The sequence below is a fragment of the Paraburkholderia sp. IMGN_8 genome, from assembly GCF_038050405.1.
GTDB lineage: Bacteria > Pseudomonadota > Gammaproteobacteria > Burkholderiales > Burkholderiaceae > Paraburkholderia.
This window is the reverse complement of record NZ_CP150901.1, coordinates 3,102,386-3,128,592: the sequence shown is the minus strand read 5'-3', so window position 1 is coordinate 3,128,592 and position 26,207 is coordinate 3,102,386. Positions and strand designations below refer to the sequence as shown.

Annotated in this window: 25 protein-coding genes; 20 read left to right on the top strand and 5 right to left on the bottom strand. The window is 62.0% G+C overall.

Translation table 11 applies throughout. The features are described 5' to 3' along the window. Positions 1-37 precede the first annotated feature (37 nt). The 6 genes from WN982_RS35360 (at position 38) to WN982_RS35335 (ending at position 3,863) form a co-directional block, all read left to right on the top strand. Positions 38-1,507: a mechanosensitive ion channel family protein gene (locus WN982_RS35360; RefSeq protein ID WP_341316638.1), complete on the top strand. Its 1,470-nt coding sequence runs from the start codon at positions 38-40 to the stop codon at positions 1,505-1,507. A 112-nt stretch (positions 1,508-1,619) separates the two neighbouring features. Further along, positions 1,620-2,261: an HD domain-containing protein gene (locus tag WN982_RS35355; protein ID WP_341316637.1), complete on the top strand. Its 642-nt coding sequence runs from the start codon at positions 1,620-1,622 to the stop codon at positions 2,259-2,261. Between the two features lie 27 nt (positions 2,262-2,288). Then, positions 2,289-2,540: a DUF1427 family protein gene (locus WN982_RS35350; RefSeq protein ID WP_341316636.1), complete on the top strand. Its 252-nt coding sequence runs from the start codon at positions 2,289-2,291 to the stop codon at positions 2,538-2,540. Between the two features lie 115 nt (positions 2,541-2,655). After that, complete coding sequence (locus tag WN982_RS35345) at positions 2,656-3,126, top strand: DUF3331 domain-containing protein (RefSeq protein WP_341316635.1); 471 nt, start codon at positions 2,656-2,658, stop codon at positions 3,124-3,126. Positions 3,127-3,136: 10 nt separating this feature from the next. Beyond that, entirely contained in the window at positions 3,137-3,472 is a 336-nt protein-coding gene (locus WN982_RS35340; RefSeq protein ID WP_341316634.1) for a hypothetical protein, read from the top strand. Beyond that, the gene (locus WN982_RS35335; protein ID WP_341316633.1) at positions 3,426-3,863 is read left to right on the top strand and encodes a PRC-barrel domain-containing protein; all 438 of its coding nucleotides are present in this window, start codon (positions 3,426-3,428) and stop codon (positions 3,861-3,863) included. The genes WN982_RS35340 and WN982_RS35335 overlap by 47 nt, the downstream gene beginning before the upstream one ends. Positions 3,864-3,966: 103 nt before the next feature. Here WN982_RS35335 and WN982_RS35330 read toward each other — a convergent pair whose 3' ends face one another. Further along, a complete protein-coding gene (locus tag WN982_RS35330; RefSeq protein WP_341316632.1) occupies positions 3,967-5,883 on the bottom strand; it encodes an SMP-30/gluconolactonase/LRE family protein in 1,917 nt (638 codons plus the stop codon). Between the two features lie 536 nt (positions 5,884-6,419). On the opposite strand from WN982_RS35330, the gene WN982_RS35325 reads away from it, so the two are divergent. From WN982_RS35325 to WN982_RS35310, 4 genes are all read left to right on the top strand, one after another. Next, positions 6,420-6,953 carry a sigma-70 family RNA polymerase sigma factor gene (locus WN982_RS35325; RefSeq protein ID WP_341316631.1) on the top strand — a complete coding sequence of 178 codons (534 nt, stop codon included), beginning with the start codon at positions 6,420-6,422 and terminating at the stop codon, positions 6,951-6,953. Beyond that, on the top strand, positions 6,950-7,606 hold the full coding sequence (locus WN982_RS35320; RefSeq protein WP_341316630.1) for a DUF1109 domain-containing protein: 657 nt from the start codon (positions 6,950-6,952) through the stop codon (positions 7,604-7,606). The genes WN982_RS35325 and WN982_RS35320 overlap by 4 nt, the downstream gene beginning before the upstream one ends. Before the next feature lie 208 nt (positions 7,607-7,814). Beyond that, the gene (locus tag WN982_RS35315) at positions 7,815-9,941 is read left to right on the top strand and encodes a TonB-dependent siderophore receptor (RefSeq protein WP_341316629.1); all 2,127 of its coding nucleotides are present in this window, start codon (positions 7,815-7,817) and stop codon (positions 9,939-9,941) included. 131 nt (positions 9,942-10,072) lie between these two features. After that, on the top strand, positions 10,073-10,792 hold the full coding sequence (locus WN982_RS35310; RefSeq protein ID WP_341316628.1) for a hypothetical protein: 720 nt from the start codon (positions 10,073-10,075) through the stop codon (positions 10,790-10,792). On the opposite strand, the gene WN982_RS35305 is transcribed toward WN982_RS35310, so the two are convergent. Beyond that, positions 10,743-11,783, bottom strand: coding sequence for a LacI family DNA-binding transcriptional regulator (locus WN982_RS35305; RefSeq protein ID WP_341316627.1), 1,041 nt, complete (start codon positions 11,781-11,783; stop codon positions 10,743-10,745). The two genes, WN982_RS35310 and WN982_RS35305, sit on opposite strands and share 50 nt — an antisense overlap. A gap of 193 nt (positions 11,784-11,976) precedes the next feature. On the opposite strand from WN982_RS35305, the gene ugpC reads away from it, so the two are divergent. The 5 genes from ugpC to WN982_RS35280 all read left to right on the top strand — a co-directional run bounded on the left by ugpC (position 11,977) and on the right by WN982_RS35280 (position 18,366). Further along, positions 11,977-13,149, top strand: coding sequence for a sn-glycerol-3-phosphate ABC transporter ATP-binding protein UgpC (gene ugpC, locus WN982_RS35300; RefSeq protein WP_341316626.1), 1,173 nt, complete (start codon positions 11,977-11,979; stop codon positions 13,147-13,149). Positions 13,150-13,160: 11 nt separating this feature from the next. After that, positions 13,161-15,146, top strand: coding sequence for a beta-galactosidase (locus WN982_RS35295; RefSeq protein ID WP_341316625.1), 1,986 nt, complete (start codon positions 13,161-13,163; stop codon positions 15,144-15,146). A gap of 70 nt (positions 15,147-15,216) precedes the next feature. Beyond that, complete coding sequence (locus WN982_RS35290) at positions 15,217-16,470, top strand: extracellular solute-binding protein (protein ID WP_341316624.1); 1,254 nt, start codon at positions 15,217-15,219, stop codon at positions 16,468-16,470. A 65-nt stretch (positions 16,471-16,535) separates the two neighbouring features. Further along, on the top strand, positions 16,536-17,504 hold the full coding sequence (locus WN982_RS35285) for a sugar ABC transporter permease (RefSeq protein WP_341316623.1): 969 nt from the start codon (positions 16,536-16,538) through the stop codon (positions 17,502-17,504). A 10-nt stretch (positions 17,505-17,514) separates the two neighbouring features. Then, positions 17,515-18,366, top strand: coding sequence for a carbohydrate ABC transporter permease (locus WN982_RS35280; protein ID WP_341316622.1), 852 nt, complete (start codon positions 17,515-17,517; stop codon positions 18,364-18,366). A gap of 57 nt (positions 18,367-18,423) precedes the next feature. Here the strand turns inward: WN982_RS35280 and fusA are convergent, their stop codons facing one another. Then, positions 18,424-20,475 (bottom strand): elongation factor G, encoded by a 2,052-nt coding sequence (gene fusA / locus WN982_RS35275; protein ID WP_341316621.1) that lies wholly within the window; start codon positions 20,473-20,475, stop codon positions 18,424-18,426. A gap of 208 nt (positions 20,476-20,683) precedes the next feature. Here fusA and WN982_RS35270 point away from each other — a divergent pair, with 208 nt between their 5' ends. Then, positions 20,684-21,169 carry a YbaK/EbsC family protein gene (locus WN982_RS35270; protein WP_341316620.1) on the top strand — a complete coding sequence of 162 codons (486 nt, stop codon included), beginning with the start codon at positions 20,684-20,686 and terminating at the stop codon, positions 21,167-21,169. An 82-nt stretch (positions 21,170-21,251) separates the two neighbouring features. Further along, on the top strand, positions 21,252-21,989 hold the full coding sequence (locus WN982_RS35265) for a BON domain-containing protein (RefSeq protein ID WP_341316619.1): 738 nt from the start codon (positions 21,252-21,254) through the stop codon (positions 21,987-21,989). 32 nt (positions 21,990-22,021) lie between these two features. On the opposite strand, the gene WN982_RS35260 is transcribed toward WN982_RS35265, so the two are convergent. Continuing rightward, positions 22,022-22,396 (bottom strand): DUF2784 domain-containing protein, encoded by a 375-nt coding sequence (locus tag WN982_RS35260; RefSeq protein ID WP_341316618.1) that lies wholly within the window; start codon positions 22,394-22,396, stop codon positions 22,022-22,024. A 182-nt stretch (positions 22,397-22,578) separates the two neighbouring features. Here WN982_RS35260 and WN982_RS35255 point away from each other — a divergent pair, with 182 nt between their 5' ends. After that, positions 22,579-22,803: a CDGSH iron-sulfur domain-containing protein gene (locus tag WN982_RS35255; RefSeq protein ID WP_341316617.1), complete on the top strand. Its 225-nt coding sequence runs from the start codon at positions 22,579-22,581 to the stop codon at positions 22,801-22,803. An 80-nt stretch (positions 22,804-22,883) separates the two neighbouring features. Continuing rightward, positions 22,884-23,276 (top strand): hypothetical protein, encoded by a 393-nt coding sequence (locus tag WN982_RS35250; protein ID WP_341316616.1) that lies wholly within the window; start codon positions 22,884-22,886, stop codon positions 23,274-23,276. Between the two features lie 109 nt (positions 23,277-23,385). Here WN982_RS35250 and WN982_RS35245 read toward each other — a convergent pair whose 3' ends face one another. Then, the gene (locus WN982_RS35245; RefSeq protein ID WP_341319525.1) at positions 23,386-24,354 is read right to left on the bottom strand and encodes a LacI family DNA-binding transcriptional regulator; all 969 of its coding nucleotides are present in this window, start codon (positions 24,352-24,354) and stop codon (positions 23,386-23,388) included. A gap of 304 nt (positions 24,355-24,658) precedes the next feature. On the opposite strand from WN982_RS35245, the gene WN982_RS35240 reads away from it, so the two are divergent. Next, positions 24,659-26,206 carry an altronate dehydratase family protein gene (locus WN982_RS35240; RefSeq protein ID WP_341316615.1) on the top strand — a complete coding sequence of 516 codons (1,548 nt, stop codon included), beginning with the start codon at positions 24,659-24,661 and terminating at the stop codon, positions 26,204-26,206. Position 26,207 lies beyond the last annotated feature (1 nt).

Sequence of the window (26,207 nt, the reverse complement as noted above, 5' to 3'; positions counted from 1 at the left end):
ACCCCGGGTTCGTGCCACAAGGCGAGCGAGGACCACGATGCCGACCCTGACCGACGGTGTGCTGTTTGGGCTAGGCATCCTGGTCCTCGATTTTCTCGCGTGGCGTTTCATGGATCGCAAGAGCGACCAGGCGCGGCTCGCCTTTCGTGCGCTCATGTTCGGGCTGTCGACATACGTGCTGTTCCGTTCGGGGATGAATCCGCTACGCGCGGCGCCGTGGCCGGACGAGCCGCTGCGCCATCTGCTTGCGCAGGTGCTGGAGGTGGTGTGGTGGCTGCAGGGTGCGCGCCTCGTGATCATCCTGCTCGATCGCGTGGTATTGCCCGAGACATGGCACAGGGAGCGTCTGTTTCAGGACGTGCTCGGTGCGCTGGTGTTTATGGCGGCCGCGGTGGGGGCGATCGCGTTCGTGCTGCAACTGCCGGTGAAAGGGCTGCTCGCCACGTCCGGCGCGCTCGCGGTCGTACTCGGCCTCGCGATCCAGAGCACGCTCAACGATGTGTTTTCAGGCGTCGTCCTGAACGCAACGCAGCCTTTTCGAATTGGCGACTGGGTGACGATCGGCGACGTGGAAGGCAAAGTGGTCGAGAGCAACTGGCGCGCGACGAGTCTGCTGAACGGTCAGGGCAATATCGTCGTGATTCCGAACAGCGTGGCGGCTCGCGCCAATATCGTCAACGCCGACGAGCCCTCGCAGACGCACGGCATCAGCGTCGTGCTGCCGGTCAAGCCGTCGATCCGGCCGGCCGTTGTGCTGGAGGCGCTCGCCAACGCGGCCGCCAGTTCCGAAGACGTGTTGAGCGAGCCCAAGCCGCTCGTGAGCGTGCGCCGCGCCACCAACGACGCGATCGAGTACGAGATCGTCTGCTACGTCGATTCATTGAGCAAGAAGACCGGCGTGCGCAACGACCTGTTCGATCTTGCGCACCGCCATCTGCTTTCGCGAGGTGTCGTACTGCGGCCGCTTTCCGTGCCTGAACCTGTCATCGAGCGTACGGACGAGAAACACCGCCTGCTGCGCAACGTGATGATCTTCCAGACACTCGACGAGGCCGAATTGGCGGAGCTCGAAACGAAGCTCACCAGGCACGAGTTCAAGGTCGCCGACACCATCTACGCCGGAGCCGACGAGGGTGGCCACGAGCTGCATATTCTGGCGCGAGGCGTCGCCAGGGTGACGATGTCGAAAGACGGCGGCGAGATCGAGTTGCGCAGGCTGGCGCCCGGCGATTCGATCGGGCAATCGGGGATCCTGGCGGGCGTCAGGTCCAGCGTGACCGTGCGTGCGCTGACCCGCTCCACCGTGTTCCGGCTGGACAAGACCGCGTTGACACCGATCCTCGCGCGGCGCCCGGAGGTGGCGAGAGAAATGTGCCGCGTGCTCTCGGAACACCGGGAAACCGAAAAGATGCTGCTCGCTTCGCCGGCCCATGCCGATGACAGTTCCGGCGGCTTGCTGCAATGGATTCGCGACGGCGTGCGGCGCTTCCATGAACTCACACTTTGAGCGGCGCGGCCAAAGCGCCGCGTTCGTTAAGTCGTTTTAAGAATCGGCCAAAGTCTCTATCGATTGGGTGGAAGGTTTGCCGGAGCGGGATGTCCAGCACGGAGGAGTTGACATGAAGAAAACCATTGCGGGAGTGGATATTCCCGACGGTGCGGTGGCCCGGGCAGCAACGGATCGGATACGCGCTACGGAGTCCGAGTTGATGTTCCATCACTCGCTCAGGGCGTTTCTGTTCGGTGCGCTGACCGGGTATCGGGAAGGGCTGACGTTCGACGCGGAGTTGTTGTATGTCGGCGCGATGTTTCACAACGTCGGCTTGAACGCGCAGCACCAGCGTTCTGCTTGCCGGTTCGAAGTGGACGGTGCGAATGCCGCGCGTGAATTCCTGCGGCAGCACGGTGTGTCGGAGAACGCGATCGGTGAGGTCTGGGCGGCGATCGCGCTGCACACGACGCCGGGCATTCCCGAGCATATGTCGCCACTGGTCGCGCTGACCAGCGCCGGGGTGCACATGGATGTGCGAGGCGCCCGCTACGACGAGTTCACCGCGCAACAGCGCGACGAAATCGTGCAGGCCTATCCACGCGAATCCGGCTTCAAGAAAAAGATCATCGAGGCCTATGCCCGTGGCATGGAGCATCGTCCGGAGACGACGTTCGGCACGGTAAATGCCGACGTGCTGGATCGGTGGGACCCGAACTATCGACGCTTGAATTTTTGCGGGCTGGTGCTGGGATCGGACTGGCCGAATTGACAGACGGTTATCGAAAGGACATTCAGAATGGGCTACATCATTTCACTGGGAGTCGGCTTCGGCGTCGGACTTCTCTATTGGCTGCTCAAGGTGCAATCGCCGGCGCCGCCGTTGATCGCGCTAGCCGGCCTGCTTGGCATGGTGCTGGGCGAACACGCCATACCGGTGGTCAAGTCGCAGTTCTTCGCGCAGGCGCCGACGGTCCAGGTAGCGGAGCAGATCAAAGCCACTGCCACGCAAAAACCGATCGCGCCCGGCGCGACAAAAGAGGGCAGCTGATTCGCGCCCCAGGTCATTGAAACGTTGCTAACACTATTGGATAACCCCATGTTCAAGTCGCTTCAGCGGTTCCGTCCGCTCGATCGGCAGAGACATGATGCCTGGCGAAATTCAAGTGAAGCCACACCCCGAAGCGTTTCAGAAAGAAGCGCTAACCGGTCCTGACGCGTGTGGTGCGCCGCACGAGACAGCGGGCCCGATGATGACCGGCGCTCGCGCACCGGTGTGGGATCACGTGATCGGTGCGCTGCTCGCCGGCGATGGCAACGAAGGCGCGGGCGAAGCTTATCGTGCGCAGCCGGCGCGGCGCATGGCTGTGTATGCGCCGTCGCCGCACATCCAGGTCGAAGTGATCGAGCGGCTGTCGGACACGTCGATCGCCGTGCTCTGGCAGGATGCCACGCGGTGCCGCTACGCCGAACAGGTGTGGATCAGCTGCCGCGCCCGCGTCAAGGGGCGCTGTTCGTTGAGCGGCGTGACGATTCGCCGTGACGATGCGATCTACAAGCCGAGGGTGCGCAGCACGATCCCGGCCAATGCCGACGCGATGATTCTGGCTTCCGTGATCGCGGGAATGATCGACTGACGAGTGCCTTGTGAACCTGCCCGCGGACGCGAACGGCGCGGCCTGGCCACGATGGCGGGACGAGTGGAAGACGTACTGGAAGGACGACGGCCCCCGCTTCGTGCATATCGCGAAGGTGGCGGTCGCAGTGGCCCTCGCGATGGGCCTGTGCATGCCGTCATCGTGCGAATTGGAAAGCGGCGCGTTCGAAACAGGGCCAAAGTGTCGACCAGCACGACACAGGCAAGCAGCGCCATCGGCGCAGTTGAATAGTTTCGACCTGTTGTTTTTGAATCAACTCATCTTCTGGAGAAAAAATCATGAAGGCAAAGTGGGCATTTGTTTTTATCGCAGCGTCGGCATTTAGCGCGGTTTGCCAGCAGGCAAACGCACAGGTCGCGGGCGCGCAGACCATCGGCATCTCGGTCGAGCAGTCGCAGCTTATTCTCGAGGGCTGGAGCGCGAAGAAGAGCCTGCTCGGCAAACCCATCTACAACGACAGCGGCGAGAAGGTCGGCGTGCTGCACGATGTCATCATCGCGCCGGATAACGCCGTTTCGTTCGCGATCGTGGCGGCTCACCAGTTTCTCGGCGTGTCCCAGCACGACGTAGCGATTCCGATGTCGCAACTGGACTACGTGGACGGCAAGCTCGTGTGGGCCGGCGCGACGCGCGACGCGGTCAAGTCGACACCGGCCTTCCAGTATGCGAAGGTGCGTATCGTTCCGGTGGCGCGCAAGGACTTCGGCCACCATTGAGCGTGGCGCGGCCGGCTTGCCCGGCAGGCCTGCAGCCGCAAGGCAAGGGTTCCGCCGGCCTGCCCGGAGCGGCTGCGGCCGGGCGTTGTTCCGGAATACCCAATCACGGCGTCCAGCGATAAACAACGATGCTCGAGCCGTTGTAGTTGTCTTTCGTGATCACGTACTCGCCGGTCGATCTAAGGTACGTTCTGAGGCCGTACATCGAATCCACGTCGTTACCCACGTCCATCGTAGCCGTACTCGTGTTGATCAGCGTGGTGTCGAGGTTGCCTGTGGTGAGATTGAAGGCGTCGATGTTGGGCGCGGTGTGCACATATCCGACGAAGAGATAGTTGCCGGCTGCCGTGATCGACTTGGGATTGGCGCTCGTGAGGTTGATCACCGGAGCGGGCTTGGTGGTGTTGCCGGCGCTCCAGCCGTGATACACCTCGATCCGCGTGTTCATAGCCGTCCAGTCCCAGCTCCCGGCAATGCCCTGCGCGAGGATCATGGTATCGCTCTCCGCCAGGTAGATGATGCGCGTCAATGGCCGGATGCTCAGCGGAATGGAAATGGCGATGCCTGCTCCCCATGTTGGCTTGCCGTAGCCGTCGAAGCCGGTCAGCGGGTAGTGGTAGATGTGATTCGTTCGGTCCAGGCCCGCCCACACGTCTCCCCTGCTGTCGATGCAAAATCCGCCCGTGACCGATCTGGTCGTATTGAACGTCGTACCCGGAATCGACGCGTCCGGTATGGCGATGTAGCCATTCGCCGCGTTGAAATGGAAGAAGTAGAAGATACCGGGGTTCTGGCCGGACGCCACGAGAATCCGGTTTCCGCCGACGGTGACGAGTTGACCGAAGTGCTCGTCGCGCTGGGTATCGTTCATGTTGAGGCGTGGATCCGACGGATAGTCGAACGGATTGACGGTGTTCGCGACGAACGTGCCGCCAGCGGTGCCGGTATAGATGTGGGCGCCGCTATAGAAGTAGGCGCCGTCGGTAGCCGGGTCGGGGGCGGCGACCGCCTCGAAGTTGAGAGACTGAAGCTTCCACTGCAGGTTGCCGGCACTGTCATACGCGTGAATGTCGGTGCCGCCGTCGCGGCCGAGATCCCAACCTCCGCCCCACGGGTTGTTGAGCACATACAGGTTGCCGGCGGTGTCTTTGCCGATACCGACGATGCGGGTGAAGCGCTTGTCGCCAACCTGGCCTTTGGTTCCGGTGGTGGTGTCGAGATAGCCGCCCTGAATGCCGAACGTGCCTGCCAGTGTCGGCGTGCCTGAGACGTTGTAGAGCTTGATGTTCATGTCGGGACCCTGGTCACCGACCATGAGCAGCCCGGACGACGCATCGAAATACAGCGCGGACGGTCGCGAGGCCGCGGACATCTGGATGGTGTTCAGGGGCGCGCCGGCCGGACTGAATTCGACGATCGCGCCCGCGCTCTTCTGAGCTACCCAGATATTTCCCGCGCTATCCACGGCGAGTGCGCCGGGACTCGAGACGTTGATGTCCTGCTGCCAGACGCCGTCGGTGGTGTAGACCCGGACGCGATTGCTAAGAATGTCGCTTGCATAGAGGAGCGAGCCCGCCGTTGCGAGTCCGGTGATGACATCGGCCCGCTTGACCGCGGTCCACGTGCTGACGGGGATGAGGAGATCGCGTTTCTGGGTGGTCCGGTTATATCGCCCTACCGAACCGCTGCCGTAAGAGGTGCTGTACTGCAACGCCGCGAAGATCGAAGTGGCATTGCCCGTAATGGCCCCACCCTGAAACTCGCTGTGAATTCCGATTGAACCGATGCTCTTGCCGTTCTGGTATATCGCGACGCCACCCTCGTTTTCGTCCCACATGGAAGCCGTATAGATGACGCCTTCAGGCGCGACCCACATCGAGCGCGCGGTGTTACCCACATGAGCGGCAAGCGTTCCGAATGTGTTCGCCAGCCAGTCGGTGGTGTATTGCGCCTGAGAGACCGGCGCAATCATCGCGATCACCACACCAAGGATTGCAGCAAGGATTGGCTTCTTGACCATGAGTGATGCTCTCCTGACGGTAGTTCCTCGAAACTGTACACCGCAGGGTGTGAAACATTGGTGATTGCTATGAACAAACCATTGCTCGACCCTTTCGCGTGGAGGGCCGCGGTTTGCTCATCCCGCACAGTGGAACCATTACTGCATCTGTTCAACCCGCAATGGGTAGCGTTGTGCCGGGCAGGCGACCGGACAAGATGCACGGCGCATCGCGATGAACAACGGCCGCAGACAGGGTCGATACTGTCATCAACTGGCTGTTCAATTGCTTGCTCACTTTGCATTCTCCTGGGGATGGCGGTTGCCCACTTGCGACCAGCGGGAAGATTCGCCGGCGAAACGCAAAAAGTTACGCGGATCGAAAAATTTATTGTTGCGAAAACTTCCTCGTAAAAGTGCAGAATTTGTCTATGCGCTCCCGAACCCACCGCCCCGGCCCACCGCTGACGCTTGTCGAAAACCGTCAGGGCGGCGACGCGTCCGATCCTTCGGGTGGCACGCCCGCAAGCCGCGCAGATGGCAGTCTCGACTGGACCATGCTGATGATCCGCTCGCAGGCCGGCGACCGGGACGCCTACCGGTTACTACTTGAAGCGATCACGCCATACTTGAGGACCTTGGCCGCGAGAAAGATCAACAACAGGAATGATGTCGAAGACACGGTTCAGGACATTCTTCTCACCATCCACACCGTGCGGCATACATATGACCCGGCGCGTCCGTTCGGCCCCTGGCTCGTGGCTATCGCAGCGCGACGCATCGTCGACAGTTTGCGGCATCAGGGCCGTCTGGGTGCGCACGAGACGCCGTTCGATCCTGACCATGAAACTTTCGCGATGCCTGAAGCGAATCTGGTAGAGAGCGCATCCGACGCACGCGCACTGCATGAAGCCGTTGAAGCGTTGCCACCGGGGCAACGAGACGCGATCCGTATGCTCAAGCTGGAGGAACTGTCCTTGAAGGAAGCGTCGACAGCGACCGGGACGTCGATCGCCTCGCTGAAGGTCGCCACGCATCGTGCGATGAAAAATCTGCGCAAGTTGATTGAAAGACGAGGAATCAAGTCATGAGGACAACTTCCAGTCTGATCGACGCCCTTGTCGCGGACGTGAAGCCCGTGCGCCGCCTTGGGCCACCATCGGTCCGGGCCGTTTGCTGGCTGCTGTTTGCGATGTCGATGCTTGTCCTTGTTGCGGTCGGACATGGCGTTCGGGCGGATCTGATGCTCAAGCTGCATCAGCCCGCATTTGTCACCAGCGTTGCCGCCGCGTTGATCACCGGTGCGCTTGCGGCGCTGGCCGCGTTTATTGCCAGTGTGCCCGGCCGGTCATCGCGCTGGCTGTTGCTGCCCGTGCCTGCGCTTGCTGTGTGGCTGTCCACGATCAGCTATGGGTGCCTGACGAACTGGGTCAGCATCGGCCCGGAAGGCATGTCTCCCGGAGAGACTGCGCGATGCTTCGCGACACTGGCGCTGACCGGCATTCCGCTCTCGCTGATGATGCTCATCATGTTGCGCCACGTCGCACGCCTTGCTCCCACGCCGATTGCGATGATGGCCAGTCTCGCCGTTGCGGCGATGACAGCGGTCGCGCTATCGCTGTTTCATCCTATCGATGCCACGGTCATGATCCTGCTGTGGAATTTCGGCGCGGCGGTTCTATTTCTAACGATTAGCGGTTTAGGCGGGCGGCGGCTCTTTGGCTGGGTGGCACTGAAGGGATAGCAGGGCGAGACGCACACGTCCGGTCTCTCGCGCCGTTTCTTTCTCCTTGATATCGGCAATCATTTAAGTTATAAATGCGAATGAGTCGCATTAGCGATTGAAAGATAAAACAACAGGATGTTTCGCCACGTGCGAAACGCCGATTAGCGGGGAAGTCATGCAGCGTGGTGAATTGAACAGAATCAAAGGTCGATTCTGGACATCGAAGGTGTTTCGATCGTTGGCAGCAGTCGGGTTCATCGGAGTTGGGTGTCCTGTCGCGACGTACGGGCAGGCTGGCGACACCAGCACAACGGAGGCGGTTCAAGCAGACGCCGAGTCGAGCGCGCGACAACTCGCACCCGTTCGCGTCACCGGAAGCAAGGATCACAGCGGCTATGCGCCCGCCACGGTCGAGACCGGCCCGTATCGCGGCCTCGATGCGCTCGATGTGCCGGCCACCGTGAACGTCGTGACGCGCGATGTGATGGATGAACAGGGCGATACAGGACTCTACGACGCGCTGCGCAACGTGGCGGGTGTGACCCGGCAACAACTCAACGGCCTGGCGTACGATCAACTGGCAATCCGGGGCATCGCTCTCGACAATCGTTCGAGCTATTACCTGAACGGGGTCCTGCCGATCGACAACAACATCTGGATGCCGATGGAGGACAAGGAGCGCGTCGAAGTGCTCAAGGGCGCCTCCGCCCTGTACTACGGCTTCGCGGTGCCAGCCGGAATCGTCAACATGGTCATGAAGCGCGCGGGCAGCGAGCCGGTGACCAGTGTCTCGCTGCTGGGCGATACCAACGGCTCGATCGGCGCGCATGTCGATATCGCGCGCCGTTTTGGACCTGACAATCAGTTTGGCATCCGCGTCAACGCGATGGACGAGCACGTGGAAACACCGATCGACGGCGACCGTGGCTATCGCAAGTTCGCGAGCGTTGCGCTCGACTGGAAAGCGAGCCGCAAACTGTCGTTCAAATATGACCTGGAGCATATCGAGCAACGTGTGGTCGAGCAGGCGGGCATTGTGCCGCTCGCCGCGAAAAACGGTGTCATCAGCCTGCCCGGACTGCCCGATGCCACCCGCCTGCTCTCGCCGAACGACAAGCCGACCAACGCCAGCGCGACGAGCCAGATTCTGCGTGCCGACTATCTGTTCTCCGATACCTGGAGCGCGAGCTTTACCGTCGGCCAGTCGATTACGCGCCGCGACCGCTGGCTGTGGATCTTCCAGAAGTACAACGTCGACACCGGTGCGGGCACGCTGCAGGGCAGCAAGCAAAACGGCCAGATGTACGAGAACAAGAACGTGCGCTTCGAAGTGAACGGGTTCTTCAAGACGGGTTCGATCGGCCATGACGTGACTTTCGGCGCGGTCGACAACTGGCTGTTCCAGCCGGACTTCACGACCTACTACTACACGGCGCAGCAGAATCTCTACAACCCGGTCAGCATCACCTCATTGACTGCCGCAGGCTCGAAGGCGTTCTACGCGCAGCACGTCAACAATCGCGGCGTCTACGTGTTCGATCGAATCGAACTGACGCCGAAATGGCAGTTCGTCGCAGGCTTGCGACGTTCGGAATATCGAAGCACGCAAGCGGGTACGGCGACCTATGACGTGAGCAAAACCACACCGTCGGCCAGTCTCGTCTTCAAGGTGACGCCGCAGACCAGTGTGTACGCGAGTTATATCGAAGGGCTCGAGTCGAGTGGTGCTGCTCCCGCCACGGCATCGAACGCCTATCAGGTGCTGCCGGCCGCTGTCAGCCGCCAGGAGGAAATCGGCATCCGGCATCGCTTCGGCAATAACACCCTGGCGTCGGTGGCGTTGTTCAACCTGCGTCAGCCGTCGGCCGGGACTAACACTGACAACGTGTACGCGCTCAATGGCAATTCACGCTATCGAGGGCTCGAGTTTTCGCTTCAGGGCGATCTGAGCGACAACGTGTCCGTGGTCGCGACCGGCATGCTGCTCGATGCGCGCATTGTCGATTCGTCGGATACGTCGCTGGTCGGTAAAACGCCGGAAAACACGCCCCATGTGACAGGCAGTCTGTTCACTACCTACCGTGTGCCGCAGCTTGCCGGATTGTCGTTCAACGGCGGGATTTACTACGTCGGGCCGCGTCCGGTGAACGACGCCAATCAGGCGACCATTGGTGGCTACGCACTGTTGTCGGCTGGCGCGCGCTATTCGACGCGTCTCTTCGGTAAGCGAGCCACGTTCCAGGCCAACCTCGAGAACGCAGCCAACAGGCACTACTGGAGTGCGGCCGGTTCGAGCCAGCTTGCCGTCGGGCTGGAGCGCACGCTCGCATTGACTTCAACGATCGAGTTCTGATCGACTTCATCGCACAATTTCACAGGATCGTTGTCATGGCAGTTTTGAGCCTTATGCATCGCAGTTCTATCGTTCGCCGTCTTCTCAACGTGCAGCTTGGCAAGCTCATTTCGCTGGGCACGCTGGCCGCCATGCTGTGCGTGCCGGCTGTGCATGCACAGCAGCCGGAGGCCCAGGCAGTCGCACCGAAGAAGGTCCTGTATGTGACCCGCCTCCAGCATCGGGACAGGGCGATCGACGACAAGGTACGGGCCTATCTGGAAAAGCGCGGAATGGTCGTGACGATGGTCGACGAGACCACGCCGTCAAGCGCGGCTCACGGTGAAGATCTTGTGATTATTTCGTCGGTGGTCAGTGCGCGCAACATGGTGGGCACCTCGTACAAGGACATCACCGTGCCGTTGGTCACCTGGGAGGCGGATCTCTTCGATTCGCTGCGCTTTACCGGTGCGAAGAAAGGCGAGGACTTCGGCGAGGTCGAAAAGGAGCATTACATCAACGTTGTGAACGCACCGAGTCCGCTTGCGGGCGGGTTGCCCGCGGGAAAACGCTGGGTCTATCCGCGCGATGACGAAATGGGCTGGGGCAAGCCGGCACCGGGCGCGACCGTCATTGCGACGATCCCCGGCGAGCCGCAACAAGCGGTGCTGTTTGCGTACGAAAAGGGCGCAACGATGGACTATGACTTCATCGCGCCAGCGCGGCGGGTTGCCTTGTTTTTGGGTAACCGCAGCTTCGAAAAACTGAGTGCCGATGGCTCCGCCTTGTTTGACGCGGCGATCGACTGGGCGGTGTCGGATTCTAAGTTGGGCGAGCACGCCTCGGGGCCGCTGTCGACGCACGCACAATGAGTTTTGGACTGGACGCTATTCGCACCGACGGGCCAATGGTGCGCATGCTCTCGCCACGCGGCGCCGCTTCTATCAAGTCGCGCAACAGCGATACCGCGAGTTCAGCGACTTCGACCGTCGGCACGGCGATCGTGGTCAACGCGGGCCGCGAATCGCGCGCCAGCTGAATGTCGGTGATGCCGATTACGGATAGATCGCCGGGCACGTTAAGGCCGAGATCGGCGGCGGCGTGCATCGCACCGAGCGCCGGCAGGTCGTTGGTCGCGAAGATCGCGGTGAGCTTCGGATCGGTTTCCAGCAACGCGCGCGCTGCGGTGTAGCCGCCTTGTATCGTATCGGCTGCATGTTTGACCGGGGCTTTCGGCGCACCGGCTGTACGCAGTGCATCGACAAAGCCTTCGTAGCGGGCCGCGTGAATGCCCGAGGCCTTGCTGCCCAAGATCACGCCGATCCGGCGATGGCCGAACTCGAGCAGGTGCGCGCCGGCCAGCTCGCCGGCCAGACGAAAATCGACCGCGACGCAGGGCAGCCCGGGCGGCTCGTTCGGACGTTCCCACATGCACAGCACCACGGGCGTGCCGCGTGACTCGGTGGCGTGAAGATCCGCAAAGTCTAGGTTCGCATTCGTCACGAGTACGCCCTCGGAAAGCGTCCCGGCGATCTGATCCAGATACGCCCGGCCGGAGAGCGGATCTTCGTTCGTATTGCAGATGATCACGAAGTGGCCGCTGCTGCGCGCCGCGCGTTCGACGGCGAGCGCGAACTCCGGATAGAACGGATTGGCGATGCTCGACACCATCAGCGCGAGCGTCGGCGCGCGACCTTCGGCGAGGGCACGGGCGGCCAGATGCGGGCGATAGCCGAGTGCGTCGACAGCGTCGAGTACCCGCTGCCGGGTGGTCGCACCGACCCGGCCGCGATTGCGCAGCACGTTGGACACGGTGGCCGGGGTGACGCCGGCATGACGCGCGACTTCGCTGAGTGTGGGCATGGTGTCTTCAATATGTGGGACGACTGTTCGACATTTGCATCGCGGCCAAAGGCGCGGCACCATTTGCCGCACAGACAAAACGATATCGGAGACAGGCAAGGCTAGACGATCGCGTGCGATCGACTTTTTTTCAGCCTGCTGATTAAGCGCTTAATCTCCGACATCGAGCCGATTAAATCACGGAGTCGATGCAATGGCGAGCATTTCGTTGAGAGGCGTGCAGAAGGCATATGGCGACGGCGCGCTGGTGATTCGCGATGTCGATCTGGAGATCGGCGAGAACGAGTTCTGCGTGTTTCTCGGTCCGTCCGGTTGCGGCAAGTCGACCTTGCTGCGGATGATCGCCGGTCTTGAAGACGTGACCGACGGCGACCTGTCGATCGGCGGCCTGCTCGTCAACGACGTACCGGCGGCGCAGCGCGGCGTGGCGATGGTGTTCCAGAGCTACGCGCTGTTTCCGCATATGACCGTGTTCGAGAACATGGCATTCGGCCTGAAGCTCGCTAAAACCTCAAAGGACGAAATCGACCGCAAGGTGCGGGAAGCCGCGCGCATTCTGCAACTGGAGGCGCTGCTGGAGCGCCGGCCGAAGGCATTGTCCGGCGGTCAGCGGCAGCGGGTCGCGATCGGCAGGGCCATCGTGCGCGAACCGGGCGTGTTTCTCTTCGACGAACCGCTCTCGAATCTCGACGCGACGCTGCGCGGCCAGACCCGCATCGAGATCGCGCGTCTGCACAAGCAGTTCGCCAAAGCCAGCGTCGTCTACGTGACGCACGACCAGGTCGAGGCGATGACGCTCGCCGACAAGATCGTGCTGCTGCACGCGGGCAAGGACACCGAACGCTACGGCAGCATTGCGCAGGTCGGCGCGCCGCTCGAGTTGTACCACCGGCCGAGGAGCCGTTTCGTGGCGGGTTTCATCGGCTCGCCGCGGATGAATTTTCTGCCGGGACGCGTAGCGTCGGTCGATCCGCATGGCGTGACCGTCACGCTCGAACAGACGGCCGAAAATGTGCGTGTGCCGGTGAGCGGCGACGGACTGCAGCCGTCGCAACTCGTCACACTCGGCGTGCGTCCCGAACACCTCGAATTCATCGACTCCGCAGTTTCCAGGAACACGGCCCCGGCCATGCCGGACGACGCCGTTCTGACCCGTACCGTTTCCCTCGTCGAACATCTTGGCGAGCACAGCTATGTCCACCTCGATCAGCCTGGCGGCGCCACGTTGATCGCCAAAGCGCCGGGCGACACGCGCCTGATGCCGGGTGACCGCGCGGGCTTGCGGGTCCCCAACCACGCTTGCCATTTGTTTACCGAAGACGGCTTTGCCGCCGCTTCGCTCGAATTCGTCGAACACTACGCATAGAGGACATTCGGATGCGCCTAGGAGTCTGTTATTACCCGGAACACTGGCCGGAATCGATGTGGGAAGACGACGCGCGCCGGATGAAAGCGCTCGGCATCGAGCAGGTGCGGATTGCCGAATTTGCGTGGAGCCGGATCGAGCCGTCGCCTGGCGAATACGACTGGGGCTGGCTTGATCGCGCGATCGACGTTCTCGGCGCGGCCGGGCTGCAGGTGGTCATGTGCACGCCGACCGCGACGCCGCCCAAGTGGCTGATCGACCGTCATCCGGACATCCTGCCGATCGGGGCGGACGGACGTCCTCGTGCGTTCGGCTCACGCCGTCATTACGACTTCTCCTCACCATCGTATTTCGCTGCATCGCAGCGGATCTGCACGGCGGTTGCGGAGCGATATGGCAAGCATCCGGCGGTCGCGTACTGGCAGACCGATAACGAATTCGGTTGCCATCACACGGTAGTCAGCTATTCGCCAGCAGCAGTAGGGCGCTTTCGCGAATGGCTGAAGGCACGGTATCAAACGGTGGATGCTTTGAACCGCGCGTGGGGTACGGTGTTCTGGAGCATGGAGTACCGCAGCTTCGACGAGATCGATGCACCGATCGCGACCGTCACCGAAGCCCATCCGTCGCACCGGCTCGATTACCGGCGCTTTGCGTCCGACGAGCTCGCGCGCTACAACCGGATGCAGGTCGAGATCATCCGCGCGCATTCGCCGGGACGGCCGGTCGCGCACAACTTCATGCAGCTCTTTACCGAGTTCGATCACTACAAGGTCGCCGCCGATCTCGATGTCGCGACCTGGGACAGCTATCCGCTCGGCGCGCTCGAAGAGCAATGGTTTGCGCCGGACGTCAAGGCGCGCTGGCTGCGCACCGGGCATCCCGACTTCGCTTCGTTCAATCACGACGTCTACCGCGGCATGTCGAAGCTGCCGTTCTGGGTGATGGAGCAGCAACCGGGTCCGGTGAATTGGGCGCAGTGGAATCCGGCGCCGCTGCCGGGCATGGTACGGCTGTGGAGTTGGGAAGCTTTTGCGCATGGCGCGGGCTGCGTATCGTATTTCCGCTGGCGCCAGGCGCCGTTTGCGCAGGAGCAAATGCACGCCGGGTTGAACACGCCGGATAACCGGCTCGACCTCGGGGGCAACGAGGCCGCACAGGTCGCCGACGAGATTCGCTCCGTGCTCGCAGCGGACGCCGGCGCCAATGCTGCGATTCGCGCGAAGGTCGCGCTCGTCTACGACTACGAAGCGAAGTGGCTCTTCGAGATTCATCCGCAGGGCGCGGACTTTCACTATCCGCGTTTCGCGTTCGAGTATTACTCGGCGCTGCGCGCACTCGGGCTGGATGTGGACGTGATTCCGGTCGATGCGCCGCTCGATGGCTACCGTGTAATCGTCGTGCCGCCGCTGCCGGTCGTGCCGGCCGATTTTGCCGCGCGGCTGGCAAGCTCGGGCGCACAGGTGGTGCTCGGCCCACGCACCGGCTCGAAGACGGAAGATCTGCAGATTCCGGCGAACCTGCCGCCAGGCGCGCTTGCCTCGGTGCTGCCGCTGCGCGTGTGGCGCGTCGAATCGATGCGGCCGAACGTGACTGAAGCGGTGCGGCTTGCAGACAGCAGCGACGCTACCGTGGACGACGGCTTCGCGCGCCACTGGCGCGATTTCGTCGGCAGCGATGGAGCGGCTTCACTCGACGTGCGCGCCCGATTTGCGGATGGCCATCCAGCGTATGTGCGAAGCGGCGCGTTCCATTACTTCGCGAGTCCGTTCGACGATGCGCTCACGGTTCGTCTGTTCGCGCAGATCGCACGCGAGGCAGGTGTCGAGACGACGCCGCTCGGCGACAGCGTGCGGATCAGCCGGCGCGGCGCGCTGACCTACGTATTCAATTACGGCGCGCAGGTTCACTCGATTGCCGGTGTGGCCGACGACGCTTTCGTGATCGGTTCACGCAATGTCGGCCCGCAGGGCGTGGCGGTGTACCGATCGACCTGACGAGCTGGCCGAAGGATTCCATGCAGTAACGACAACGACGCAAAATCAAGGGATAAAGGAGACACGCAGCATGACACTGAAACCACGCAGAATTCTGCTTGCACTCGCGCTGGCCGCGGCCGCCGCAGGGACATCCGTCGTCAGTACCGCGCAGGCCGGCACGCTCGCAGTCAACATCGCGTTCAAGGGCGCCAGCCAGCGCGCGGTCTGGCAGTCGACTATCGACGAGTTCAAGAAAGCGCATCCCGATATCGACGTGAAGGTGTCGTTCGTCGACGAGGAGGCCTACAAGGTTCAACTGCCTGGATGGCTGTCGACGGTCGCTCCCGATATCGTCAACTGGCATGACGGCGAGCGCATGGCGTATTACGCGCAACGCGGCCTGTTCGAGGATCTGAGCGGCGATTGGGCGAAGAACGGCTTGAACGATACGTACGCGTCGACCAAGGAGGCGTCGTCTTACAAAGGCAAGCAGTACGCCGCACCGACCGTGTATTACTCGTGGGGCATGTTCTATCGCAAGGATCTGTTCCAGAAGGCGGGTATTGCCGGCGAGCCGAAAACGTGGGACCAGTTTCTGGACGCCTGCAAGAAGTTGAAGGCGGCCGGCATTACGCCGATCGCCGTCGCGGGGCGCGATGCGTGGACGCTGGCGGGCTGGTTCGATTATCTGGATCTGCGCCTGAACGGCAACGCATTCCATCAGAAGTTGATGGCGGGCGAGGTGCCGTACACCGATCCGCGAGTCAAGAAGGTGTACACGACCTGGAAGCAGCTGATCGACGCCGGCTATTTCATCGACAATTCGCTCTCCTACGATCTGGACGCGGTGCAGCCGTTCCTGTTCCAGGGCAAGGCCGCGATGATGCTGATGGGCACATTCATTACCGGCGGCTTCCCGCCGAATGTGAAAACGGAAATGGGCTACTTCCAGTTCCCGATCATCGACGCGAAGGTGCCGACCGCCGAAGACGGTCCGGTGGAATCGCTGCATATTCCGTCGAAGGCGAAGAACAAGGCGGATGCCCATACCTTCCTCGCGTTCGTCGAGACGCCTGAGATCGGCGCGAAGCTGGCGGCAGGTCTCGGTTCGCTGTCGGCGAACAGCAAGTCGCCGGAACCCGAAGATCCGATTTCGAAAATCGGCTTCCAGATTCTCGCGAACACGAAGGGCGGTATTGCACAGTTCTACGATCGCGACATGACCAAGGAAATGGCCGATGAAGGGATGAAGGGGATGCAGCAATTCGTCTCCGATCCCTCGAAGCTCGACGACGTGCTCGCGCAACTCGAGCAGACGCGCAAGCGAATCTACAAGAAGTAAGCGGTGGCGGCCCTCGGGCCGCCTGCTTTGGCCACCACCCGCCACGTTCGATCGGGAGAGTAATCTTGTCGCATTCCGTTACCCGTCACACGGTCCCTGGTTCTGCCGGTTCAGGCATACCGGCATCGGGCGGTGCATTGCGCGGCGGGTCGCCCTCCCTGGCGCGCCGGCGCCGTCCATCACCGACTGCGCGCCGGCATCGGCGTGCTGCCTTCCTGTTTCTCGCGCCGGCCTGCGTGATGGTGGCCATCTATGTGGTGTGGCCGATCCTGTCGACCATCCGCCTGAGCTTTTTCAACTGGGACGGGATGACCGAGCCGGCTTTTGTCGGTCTCTCGAACTACGTCGAGTTGTTCCATTCGCAGACGTTCTATACAGCGCTGAAAAACAACCTCATCTGGCTGCTGTTGTTCCTGCTCGCTCCGCCGATGGGACTCGCCGTGGCGCTGTATCTGAACCAGGCCGTGGCCGGCATTCGCATCGTCAAATCGCTGTTTTTCGCACCGTTCGTGCTCTCGGGCGTGGTGGTCGGGCTGATCTTCTCCTGGTTCTACGACCCGACCTTCGGCTTGCTCGCGCTGATTCTCGGCCACGGCGTGCCGGTACTGGGCGACGCGCGCTATGCGACCTTCGGGATCGTATTCGCGGCACTGTGGCCGCAAACAGCCTATTGCATGATTCTTTACCTGACCGGCCTGACGTCGCTGAACGCCGAGCAGATCGAGGCCGCACGGATGGAGGGCGCGCGTGGTTGGTCGCTTCTGTGGCATGTGATTCTGCCGCAATTACGGCCGACTACGTTCATGGCGATCGTCGTCACCGTGATCGGCGCATTGCGCAGCTTCGATCTGATCTCGGTGATGACCGGTGGCGGACCGTTCGAGAGTTCGACCGTGCTCGCGTATTACATGTACGACCAGGCGATCAAGTATTACCGCATCGGCTATTCCGCGGCAGTGGCGGTGGTGTTGTTCGGCATCATGCTGGTGTACATCGTTTATCACTTGCGGCGGATGCTGCGCGCCGAGCAATAAGGAGCCGACCATGTTTCCGATCGCCATCGACAAATGGAAGCCGGCAACGCGCCGCGTGTACAAGCTGACTTTGCCGCTCGCGCTGCTGATCTGGCTGCTGCCGATGATCGCGGTGCTCGTCACGTCGGTGCGCTCGACGGAAGAACTCAGCGAGGGGAATTACTGGGGCTGGCCGAAGCACTTCTCGATGTTCGACAACTATCGGGAGGCATTGACTACCTCGCCGATGTTGCATTACTTCTGGAACAGCGTGCTGATCACGGTGCCCGCGGTCGTGGCGTCGATCGCGCTTGCGGCGATGGCGGGATTCGCGCTTGCTACCTATCGGTTTCGCGGCAATTCGACTTTGTTCGCGACGTTTGTCGCGGGGAATTTCGTGCCGGTGCAGGTGTTGATGATTCCAGTGCGGGATCTATCGTTGCAGCTTGGTCTGTTCAACACGGTGAGCGCGCTGATTCTGTTTCATCTTTCGTTTCAGACCGGCTTCTGCACGCTCTTCCTGCGTAATTTCATTAAGGAGTTGCCCTTCGAGCTTGTCGAAGCGGCCCGTGTGGAAGGCGCAACCGAATGGCAGGTCTTTTACCGGATCGTGCTTCCACTGATTCGGCCGGCGCTTGCAGCGCTGGGGATTCTTGTGTTTACGTTCGTCTGGAATGACTACTTCTGGGCGTTGTGTTTGACACAAGGCGACGATGCGGCGCCGATTACCGTCGGTGTCGCCGCGTTGAAAGGGCAGTGGACCACGGCGTGGAATCTTGTGTCGGCTGGGTCGATTCTTGCCGCGCTTCCCTCTGTGGCGATGTTCTTCGCGATGCAGAAGCATTTTGTGGCGGGACTGACGTTCGGTGCGACAAAAGGCTGAGGAAAACCATTTTCAGTTGGCCTTTGCCTGATCCTGACGACGCGACCGGCATGCCGCTCACGGTGCCGCGCCGTCACCCTGTTTTTTGTGCTGCGACGCCATCCGCTCCTGCTGAGCGGGGGGCACCGGATCGTAGTGGCTGAGCTGGATGCTGTAGTTGCCGTGCCCGCCGGCGATGGCGTTCAGACGCGCCTGATAGTCGTTGAGTTCGGACAATGGCACCTGCCCCGCGACGACCACGGCGTTGCCGGCGGCCGTGCGTGTGCCGTGGACCTGGCCGCGCTTGGCGGACAGGTCGCCGATGATGTCGCCCATCACGGCTTCCGGCGTCATCACCTCGATGTCCACAATGGGCTCGAGCAGGACAGGCTGGGCTTTCAGCACCGCATCGATGAAAGCCTTGCGCCCGGCGGAAACGAACGCCACTTCCTTGGAGTCGACTGAATGGCTCTTGCCGTCGAAGACGGTGACTCGCACGTCCTGCATCGGGAAGCCGGCAAGCGGCCCGCTGTCGATGACCTGCAGGATGCCTTTTTCCACGGCGGGCATGAACTGGCCGGGGATGGCGCCACCCTTGACGGCGTCGACGAACTCGAAACCCGTGCCTCGCGGCAGTGGTTCCACGCGCAGCATCACTTCGCCGAATTGCCCGGCGCCGCCGGTTTGCTTCTTGTGGCGATGATGCCCCTCGGCTTTGGCGCCGATGGTTTCCCGATAGGCGATCTTCGGCGGCCGCGTCACGACCTCGAGCTTGTACTGCTCGGATAGCCGCTCCAGCATGAGGCGCAGGTGCAACTCGCCCAGACCTCGCACCACCGTCTCGTTGGTGCCGACCGGGTGTTCGATACGCAGACACGGGTCTTCCGCACTCAGCTTTTGCAGAATCTCCCAGAGGCGCTGCTCGTTGCCCCGGCGCGCGGGCTCGATCGCTAAACCATAGATGGGCGTGGGGAAGTCGAGCGGGGTCAGGTGAATGTCGCCGTCCTCGGGGGCGTCGTGCAGCACGGCATCGAAACCGATCTCGTCGATCTTGGCCGTGGCGCAGATATCGCCTGGACCGGCTTGTGGGACGTCGACGTGTTCCTTGCCCTGCAGCATCATCAGATGGGCGACCCTGAACGGCTGGCGCCCGTCACCGATATAGAGCTGGCTATCGCGCCTGATCGTGCCCTGATGAATGCGAAACACAGCCATCTTGCCGATGTAAGGGTCCATGACGATCTTGAAGGCGTGGGCCAATACATGCTTGTCGGCGTCCGGTTCGGCGCGCACGACTTGCTGGCGGCCGCCGGCATCGCGGTAGAAGAGCGGCGGGTTGCCTTCCATGGGATTGGGCAGGAGCCGGACGAACACGTCGAGCAATTCCGCGATGCCGGCGCCGTTGGCCGCCGACGTGAAGCAGATCGGCACCAGGTGACCTTCGCGCAGCGCCCGCTCGAAGGGCTCGTGCAACTGCTCCGGGCTGATGGCCTCGCCCTGCTCCAGGTAAAGCTCCATCAAGGCGGGATCGATCTCGACCACTTGATCGACCAGCGCATTGTGCGCGGCAGCAACAGACAGAAAATCGGCATCGCCGGCAGGGTTGAAAAAACAATCCACGACCTGGCTGCCGCCTTGCGCCGGCAGGTCGATGGGCAGGCATTCCTTGCCAAAGGCCTCCTGGATTTGCGTCAGAAGCCCCGGAAGGTCGACCTTTTCGCCATCGATACCGTTCACGATGATCATTCTGCAGAGCTTGCGTTGCTCCGCCCACGCCATCATGCGCCGGGTGGTCATTTCGATGCCGGTCTGTGCGTTGATGACGATGGCGGCAGTCTCTACCGCGGGCAGGGCACTGATCGACAGCCCGGAAAAGTCGGGATAGCCGGGCGTATCCAGCAGATAAATGCGTGTATCCCGGTAGTGCAGGTGGGCGACGGCGGAATTCAGCGAGTGGTGATATTTGCGCTCGAGCGGGTCGAAATCGCAGACCGTGGTGCCGCGCTCCACGCTGCCGGGCGCGTGTAACGCGCCGCCTACGTGCAGCAAGGCTTCGACAAGCGAGGTCTTGCCGCATCCGGCATGCCCGACCAGGGCGATGGTACGGATGGCGTCGGGGCTGTAACGCATGGCCGCCCTCGTCCAGTAGTGGATGTGGGGCCATTATTGGCGAAAACGGAGCCGTGTGCCATAAGGGGTCATCGTCCCATTCGCCGTCACGCCCGCGCGGTCGCGGCGCGGCCGTCCGCATGTTTTTCACGCGTGAGCGAAAGCGAACTATCCTTAAGGAATCTCGCGCAATAATCTCCTGTTTCCTTCCTTCCTGAGGAGGTGCGTCATGTCAATGTCTGCCACTCTCGAGGACTGCCTGCGCAGCAAGGGCTCGCAGTACGAAATCGTGCGTCATCCGCACAGCCATTCCAGTATCGAAACCGCGGCGGCAGCGCATATTCCCGGCGATCGTCTCGCCAAGACCGTGCTTCTTGAAGACGAGCACGGTTATGTGGCGGCTGTGCTGCCATCGACCTACGCCGTGCGGCTGTCCGAGCTTTGGGCACAGACCGGACGTCACCTCCTGCTGGCTAAAGAGGTCGATCTGCGGGAACTGTTCAAGGATTGCGACGTGGGCGCCGTTCCGCCGGTGTGTACTGCCTACGGCATGTACACCTATCTTGACGAGAGCCTCGCCCATCAGCCGGACGTCTATTTCGAGGCCGGCGATCATGAAGTGCTGATTCACATGGGCTCGAAACAATTCCTGGATCTGATGGACCGGGCCGAGCGGGCACGCTTCGCCCGTCGCATGCAGGGTATGCCGAGCTGACCGGCTCCCGCCCGGTGCGGCAAGGCTTGCGCAGCGCGGCATAAAGCGCGCTGTGCCACCCAACCTTTGCGCGAGGCAGATCATGCAACGCAGCGATACGGTCTTGAAGCAGGTAATGGCAGCTTTCGAACGCGAATCACACCTGAAGCTCCAGCATCATCCCATTCATATGACTTTCGACGGCGATGCCTTGACCGTGACAGGCGAGGTGCCGGATATCGCATCCAAGAAACGCCTTCTGCAGTTGACCCAGGTACACAGCGAGGGGACGCGTCTGGTCGACCAACTGCGTGTCACCGCCAACCCGCCGGTCGGTGACGGCGAGTTGCGCACACGTATCGGCGAACGGCTGGCGCAGGCGGTGGAGTTCCGCAACTGCGTGATCTGTGCGCGCGTCAAGGGTCAGCTCGAAGTGCTGCGCGGCACCATGGACGAGGCGGGCAACGAAGGCAGCGGCGTCGTCGAAGTGACGGTCGAGGACGGTGTGGTGACCTTGACGGGGCAAGTGGTCAGCCTGTCTCACAAGCGCCTCGCGAGTGTGACTGCCTGGTGGGTCGGCGGCTGCCGCGACGTGGTGAACCTGCTGGAGTTAGTGCCCGCCGAAGTGGACGGCGACGATGAGATTTCCGATGCCTTGCACCTGGTGCTCGAAACCGATCAGTGTGTGCGCGCCGAACAGATCACCATCAGCGTGGAAAACCACAGGATTACGCTAGCAGGTTGGGTGGCAACCGAAGCCGAAAAACGGCAGGCGGAACAGGACGCCTGGTGTCTGGATGCGATCGATGGCGTTGTCAATCGCATCCAGGTGCGGGCCTGATCCCTTTGCGTTACGTGCGTGCTGTGCGTGTCTTACGTGCGTTGCCGGGGCGGAACCCCGCGCCAGGTCAGCAGCACCACCAGAGCGAACACCACATATGAGAGCGTGAACACCCAGACCGGCACATCGTAATAGAGCAGGCGGCTCACCCAGCGCTGGATGAAGCCTTGCGCGCCAACCGAGCCAGTGCGCAACCAGTCTTCCAGCACCGTCAAGGGGCAGGCTACGCCCAGCAGCGACAAGATCGACACCAGGCCGATCGCGAACAGATGAGCGAGCCGGAACAGCCGATTGCGTACCCATTCCCAATCGAGGCCCGAGCCAACCCAGATCGCCGCGAGTCCGCCGACGATAAAAAGCGCGAGCAGCGCGTGCATCACGAGCACCGCATCGGCGAGCCAGATCATGATGTCCTCACACCATCCGCGGCGAATTTCGACAGGCTTTTGTGCGATGCCGCGACGCGTGCCGCACCTCGGCGCAGTATCGGATATAGACTGAAATTCGACCTGTACCTGTATTCAGGTTGCCGCATCAGGTGTCCCGAACAGGTGCGGGATCGCGCGATTCACGATGATCGGAGGCGCAAATGGCAACTGCAATTATCACCCCCCGGAACGACGGCCCGTACTACATCAAGGGCGACTTCAAGATTACCACTCAGGGCGGGAAAAATATCGAAGTGGATAGGGATGAGGTCTGGCTATGCCGGTGTGGCCACTCGCACAACAAACCATTCTGCGACGGTTCACACAAGAAGGACGAGTTCAGGAGCAATCTTGACGAAAAGCCGCAGGAAGGAGAAACGCCCTGATGCATCCGGTAACCGGAAGGCGCGTGCTTGTTGTGCTCGTGCTTTGCATAGGCGTCACGTGTCTGGCAATTGGCGCAACGTTGCTGTACGAGTTGTCGGTGATAAGCCGTGCCGTGAGTGATTTCCGTCTGGACGAGGCCACGGAAAACGCACGAATTTCCCGTGGCGAAAAGCCTGCTATCGAGGATCGCCTCAACCCGCCCTACCTGAAGCGATACGGCCTGGACCTGAACGCGTACATGGACAAGCAGGGCCATTTTTCGCCGACAGGCTCTGACTGGCAACGATGGGGGCTTCGGACAAAGGCGGCGGCCACTGTGATGTGGCTGGGGCACGATCCGCCGGGAACGTGGTGGACTTTCGAGCAGATAAGGTGCGTCGACCGTTTTTACGAAGCGCACAGGGACAGCGAGCCGATTGTCGATGTCGCTGACGCTTGCCTCGGCCAGCCGCATTGGTGCCCGTCGACGTGACGGACTTCACGGTGCTCAAGCCTGCTCTCGATGCCATCGGCATCATGCGATGCACTCGTGCATGCGGCCGGCTTCATGGGCACGGCGCCACTGGGCGCCCAGACCGCTATCAGGCGCTGTCGCGCTCGATCAGCGTGAAGCCGACGTCGACGATACGTTGCGCTTCGACGCCGCTTTCTATTTTTTCAACCAGCATGGACGCCGCCAGTTTGCCGATTCGGGTGCCGTCGATCCGGATGGTGGTGAGGGGCGGGTCCGTGTCCGGTGCGAAGTTCTGATCGCCGTAACCGATCACCCGCAGTTGCCGCGGGACCGACAGGCCCCGGCTTCGGGCCTCCATCAGCAAGCCCAGGGCAAGGATATCGGCTCCGCAGAACACAGCATCGATATCGGGGTGCTGATCGAGCAGGGCGCTCAACGCGCGCCTGCCATCACCCAGATTGGCCGGCGACTCGACCGATATGACGGGAATCCTGGTCGCCGGACCGAACGTTTTCACGAACGCCTGGGTGCGCGTTTGCGCGCGGCGATCGCTCGGCGTCACCACGGCCGGCCGTTGCGCACCACGTGATTGCAGATAACGCGCCGCGGCCTTGCCGACCTTCTGATGAGAAAAGCCAACCAGCATGTCGAGCGGCGCCCGCGTGATGTCCCATGTTTCGACGACGGGAATACCCGAAGCCTGGAGCTTTTGCCTCGCATGTTCCGAGTGAATCACGCCGGTCAGCACGATGCCCGCGGGGCGCCTGCCCACGATGGCGTCGAGCAGCGCGTCTTCGCGCGATTCGTCGTAGCCGCTCTGGCCGATCAGCAACTGATAACCCGCGGCGGCCAGTTCGGCAGTCAGCGCCGCAAAGGTTTCCTGGAAGACGCTTCCCGCCATCGCCGGAATCAGCGCGACGATCAGGCGGCTGCGATTCGAAGCCAGGGACCCTGCAATCAGGTCCGGCGTGTAACCCGTCTGCCGCACTGCCTCGCGCACGCGTTCGAGCGTATCGATCGAGACGAGTTCGGGGGTGTTCAACGCCCGCGAGACCGTAACCTTCGTGACACCCACCAGCGCCGCCAGATCGCTCAGCGTGACGCGGCCAGTGTTCTTGCGGGCGCGGCGGGAGGCGGCGTGCTCTGCTGGCGTGCTGAAGTCGGTCCGGGTCTTGATCACAGGAAATTTTTCGTCGAATTGAAAAGGTGGCTGGCAATTATCGCAAAAGCATACTACGATACTGCCGATGTTACCGGTTACATAAACCGGTAACATCGGCAGTATCGACACACCGACATCAACATTGAGACATCGCTTGCATCAATCGCGGCAAGCGGCAAGTGACGGCTGGGACGTTCGGGCATGCACCCTCGAAAGCCAGCCACGGAGGACGAAAAAGATGTTGCAGGCAAACACGGCCTTCACGGGCCCGCTCATCAGGCTCAACGAGGCGGACAACGTGCTGATCGCGCGCGAGACGCTGGCGATCGGCCAGTTGCTGCGGTTCGGCGATATGGAGCTGCGGATGCGTGCGCAGGTGTCGCCGGGCCACAAGGTCGCCGCTACCCGCATCCTGCGTGGCCAGCCCATACGCAAATACGACACGGTGATTGGCCGGGCGTCGCGCGATATCGAGGTGGGCGAGCACGTTCATTCGCACAACATCGAGTTGATCGACTTCGAGCGCGATCCGGGTTTTTGTCAGGACGTTCGCCCGGTTGACTACGTTCCGGAGGCACAGCGAGCGACCTTCCTCGGCATCGTGCGTCCTGATGGGCGCATCGCCACCCGCAACTTCATCGGCATCCTCGCCTCCGTCAATTGCTCTGCGACGGTCATCAAGCACATTGCCGCGTGGTTCACGCCCGAGCGTCTCGCCCGCTACCCGAATGTCGACGGCGTGGTGGCATTTGCGCAGACAAGCGGCTGCGGTATGTCCTCGCCGAGCGAGCATTTCGACGTCCTGCGGCGCACGCTGGCCGGTTACGCGCGGCATCCGAATCTTGCCGGCGTACTGGTGGTCGGCCTCGGTTGTGAACGCAACCAGGTGGCGGATCTGCTGGAGTCGCAGGGGCTTGCGACCGGAAAAACGATGCACGCGCTCGTGATGCAGAACGAAGGCGGCACCCGCGCGACGATCGAGGCGGGCGTCGCGGCCATTGAGCAGATGCTGCCGGCGGCGAACGACATCGAGCGGCGTCGCGTATCGGCGAGCCATCTGAAGATCGGTCTGGAATGCGGCGGATCGGACGGCTTTTCCGGCATCACGGCCAATCCCGCACTTGGCGCGGCGATGGATCTGCTGGTGCGCCACGGCGGCACCGCGATCCTCTCGGAGACGCCGGAGATTCACGGTGTCGAGTACATGCTCACCCGCCGCGCGGTGACGCCCGAAGTCGGGCAGAAGCTGCTCGACCGGCTCGCCTGGTGGGAGCGCTATACGCGTGGCCACAACGGCCAGTTCAATGGCGTGGTCGGCCCGGGAAACCAGCAGGGCGGCCTCGCGAATATTTTCGAAAAGTCGCTGGGGTCCGCGATGAAGGGCGGTACCACGCCGCTCCAGGCAGTCTACGAATACGCCGAACCGATCGACCGCGCGGGTTTCGTCTTCATGGATTCGCCCGGCTACGATCCGGTTGCGGTGACCGGTCAGATCGCGAGCGGTGCAAACCTGATCTGCTTCACGACCGGCCGCGGCTCCATGTTCGGCTCGAAGCCTGCGCCGACCATCAAGCTCGCCAGCAATACGCCGATGTTCAAGCGCCTTGGCGAGGATATGGATATCAACTGTGGACGCGTGATGGACGGCGAGCGCTCCGTGCAGGAGATGGGACAGGATATCTTCGAGCATATCCTGCGTACCGCGTCGGGTGAGCGGACGAAAAGCGAATTGCTGGGCCTGGGAGATCACGAATTCGTACCGTGGCATATGGGCATCGTGAGCTGAC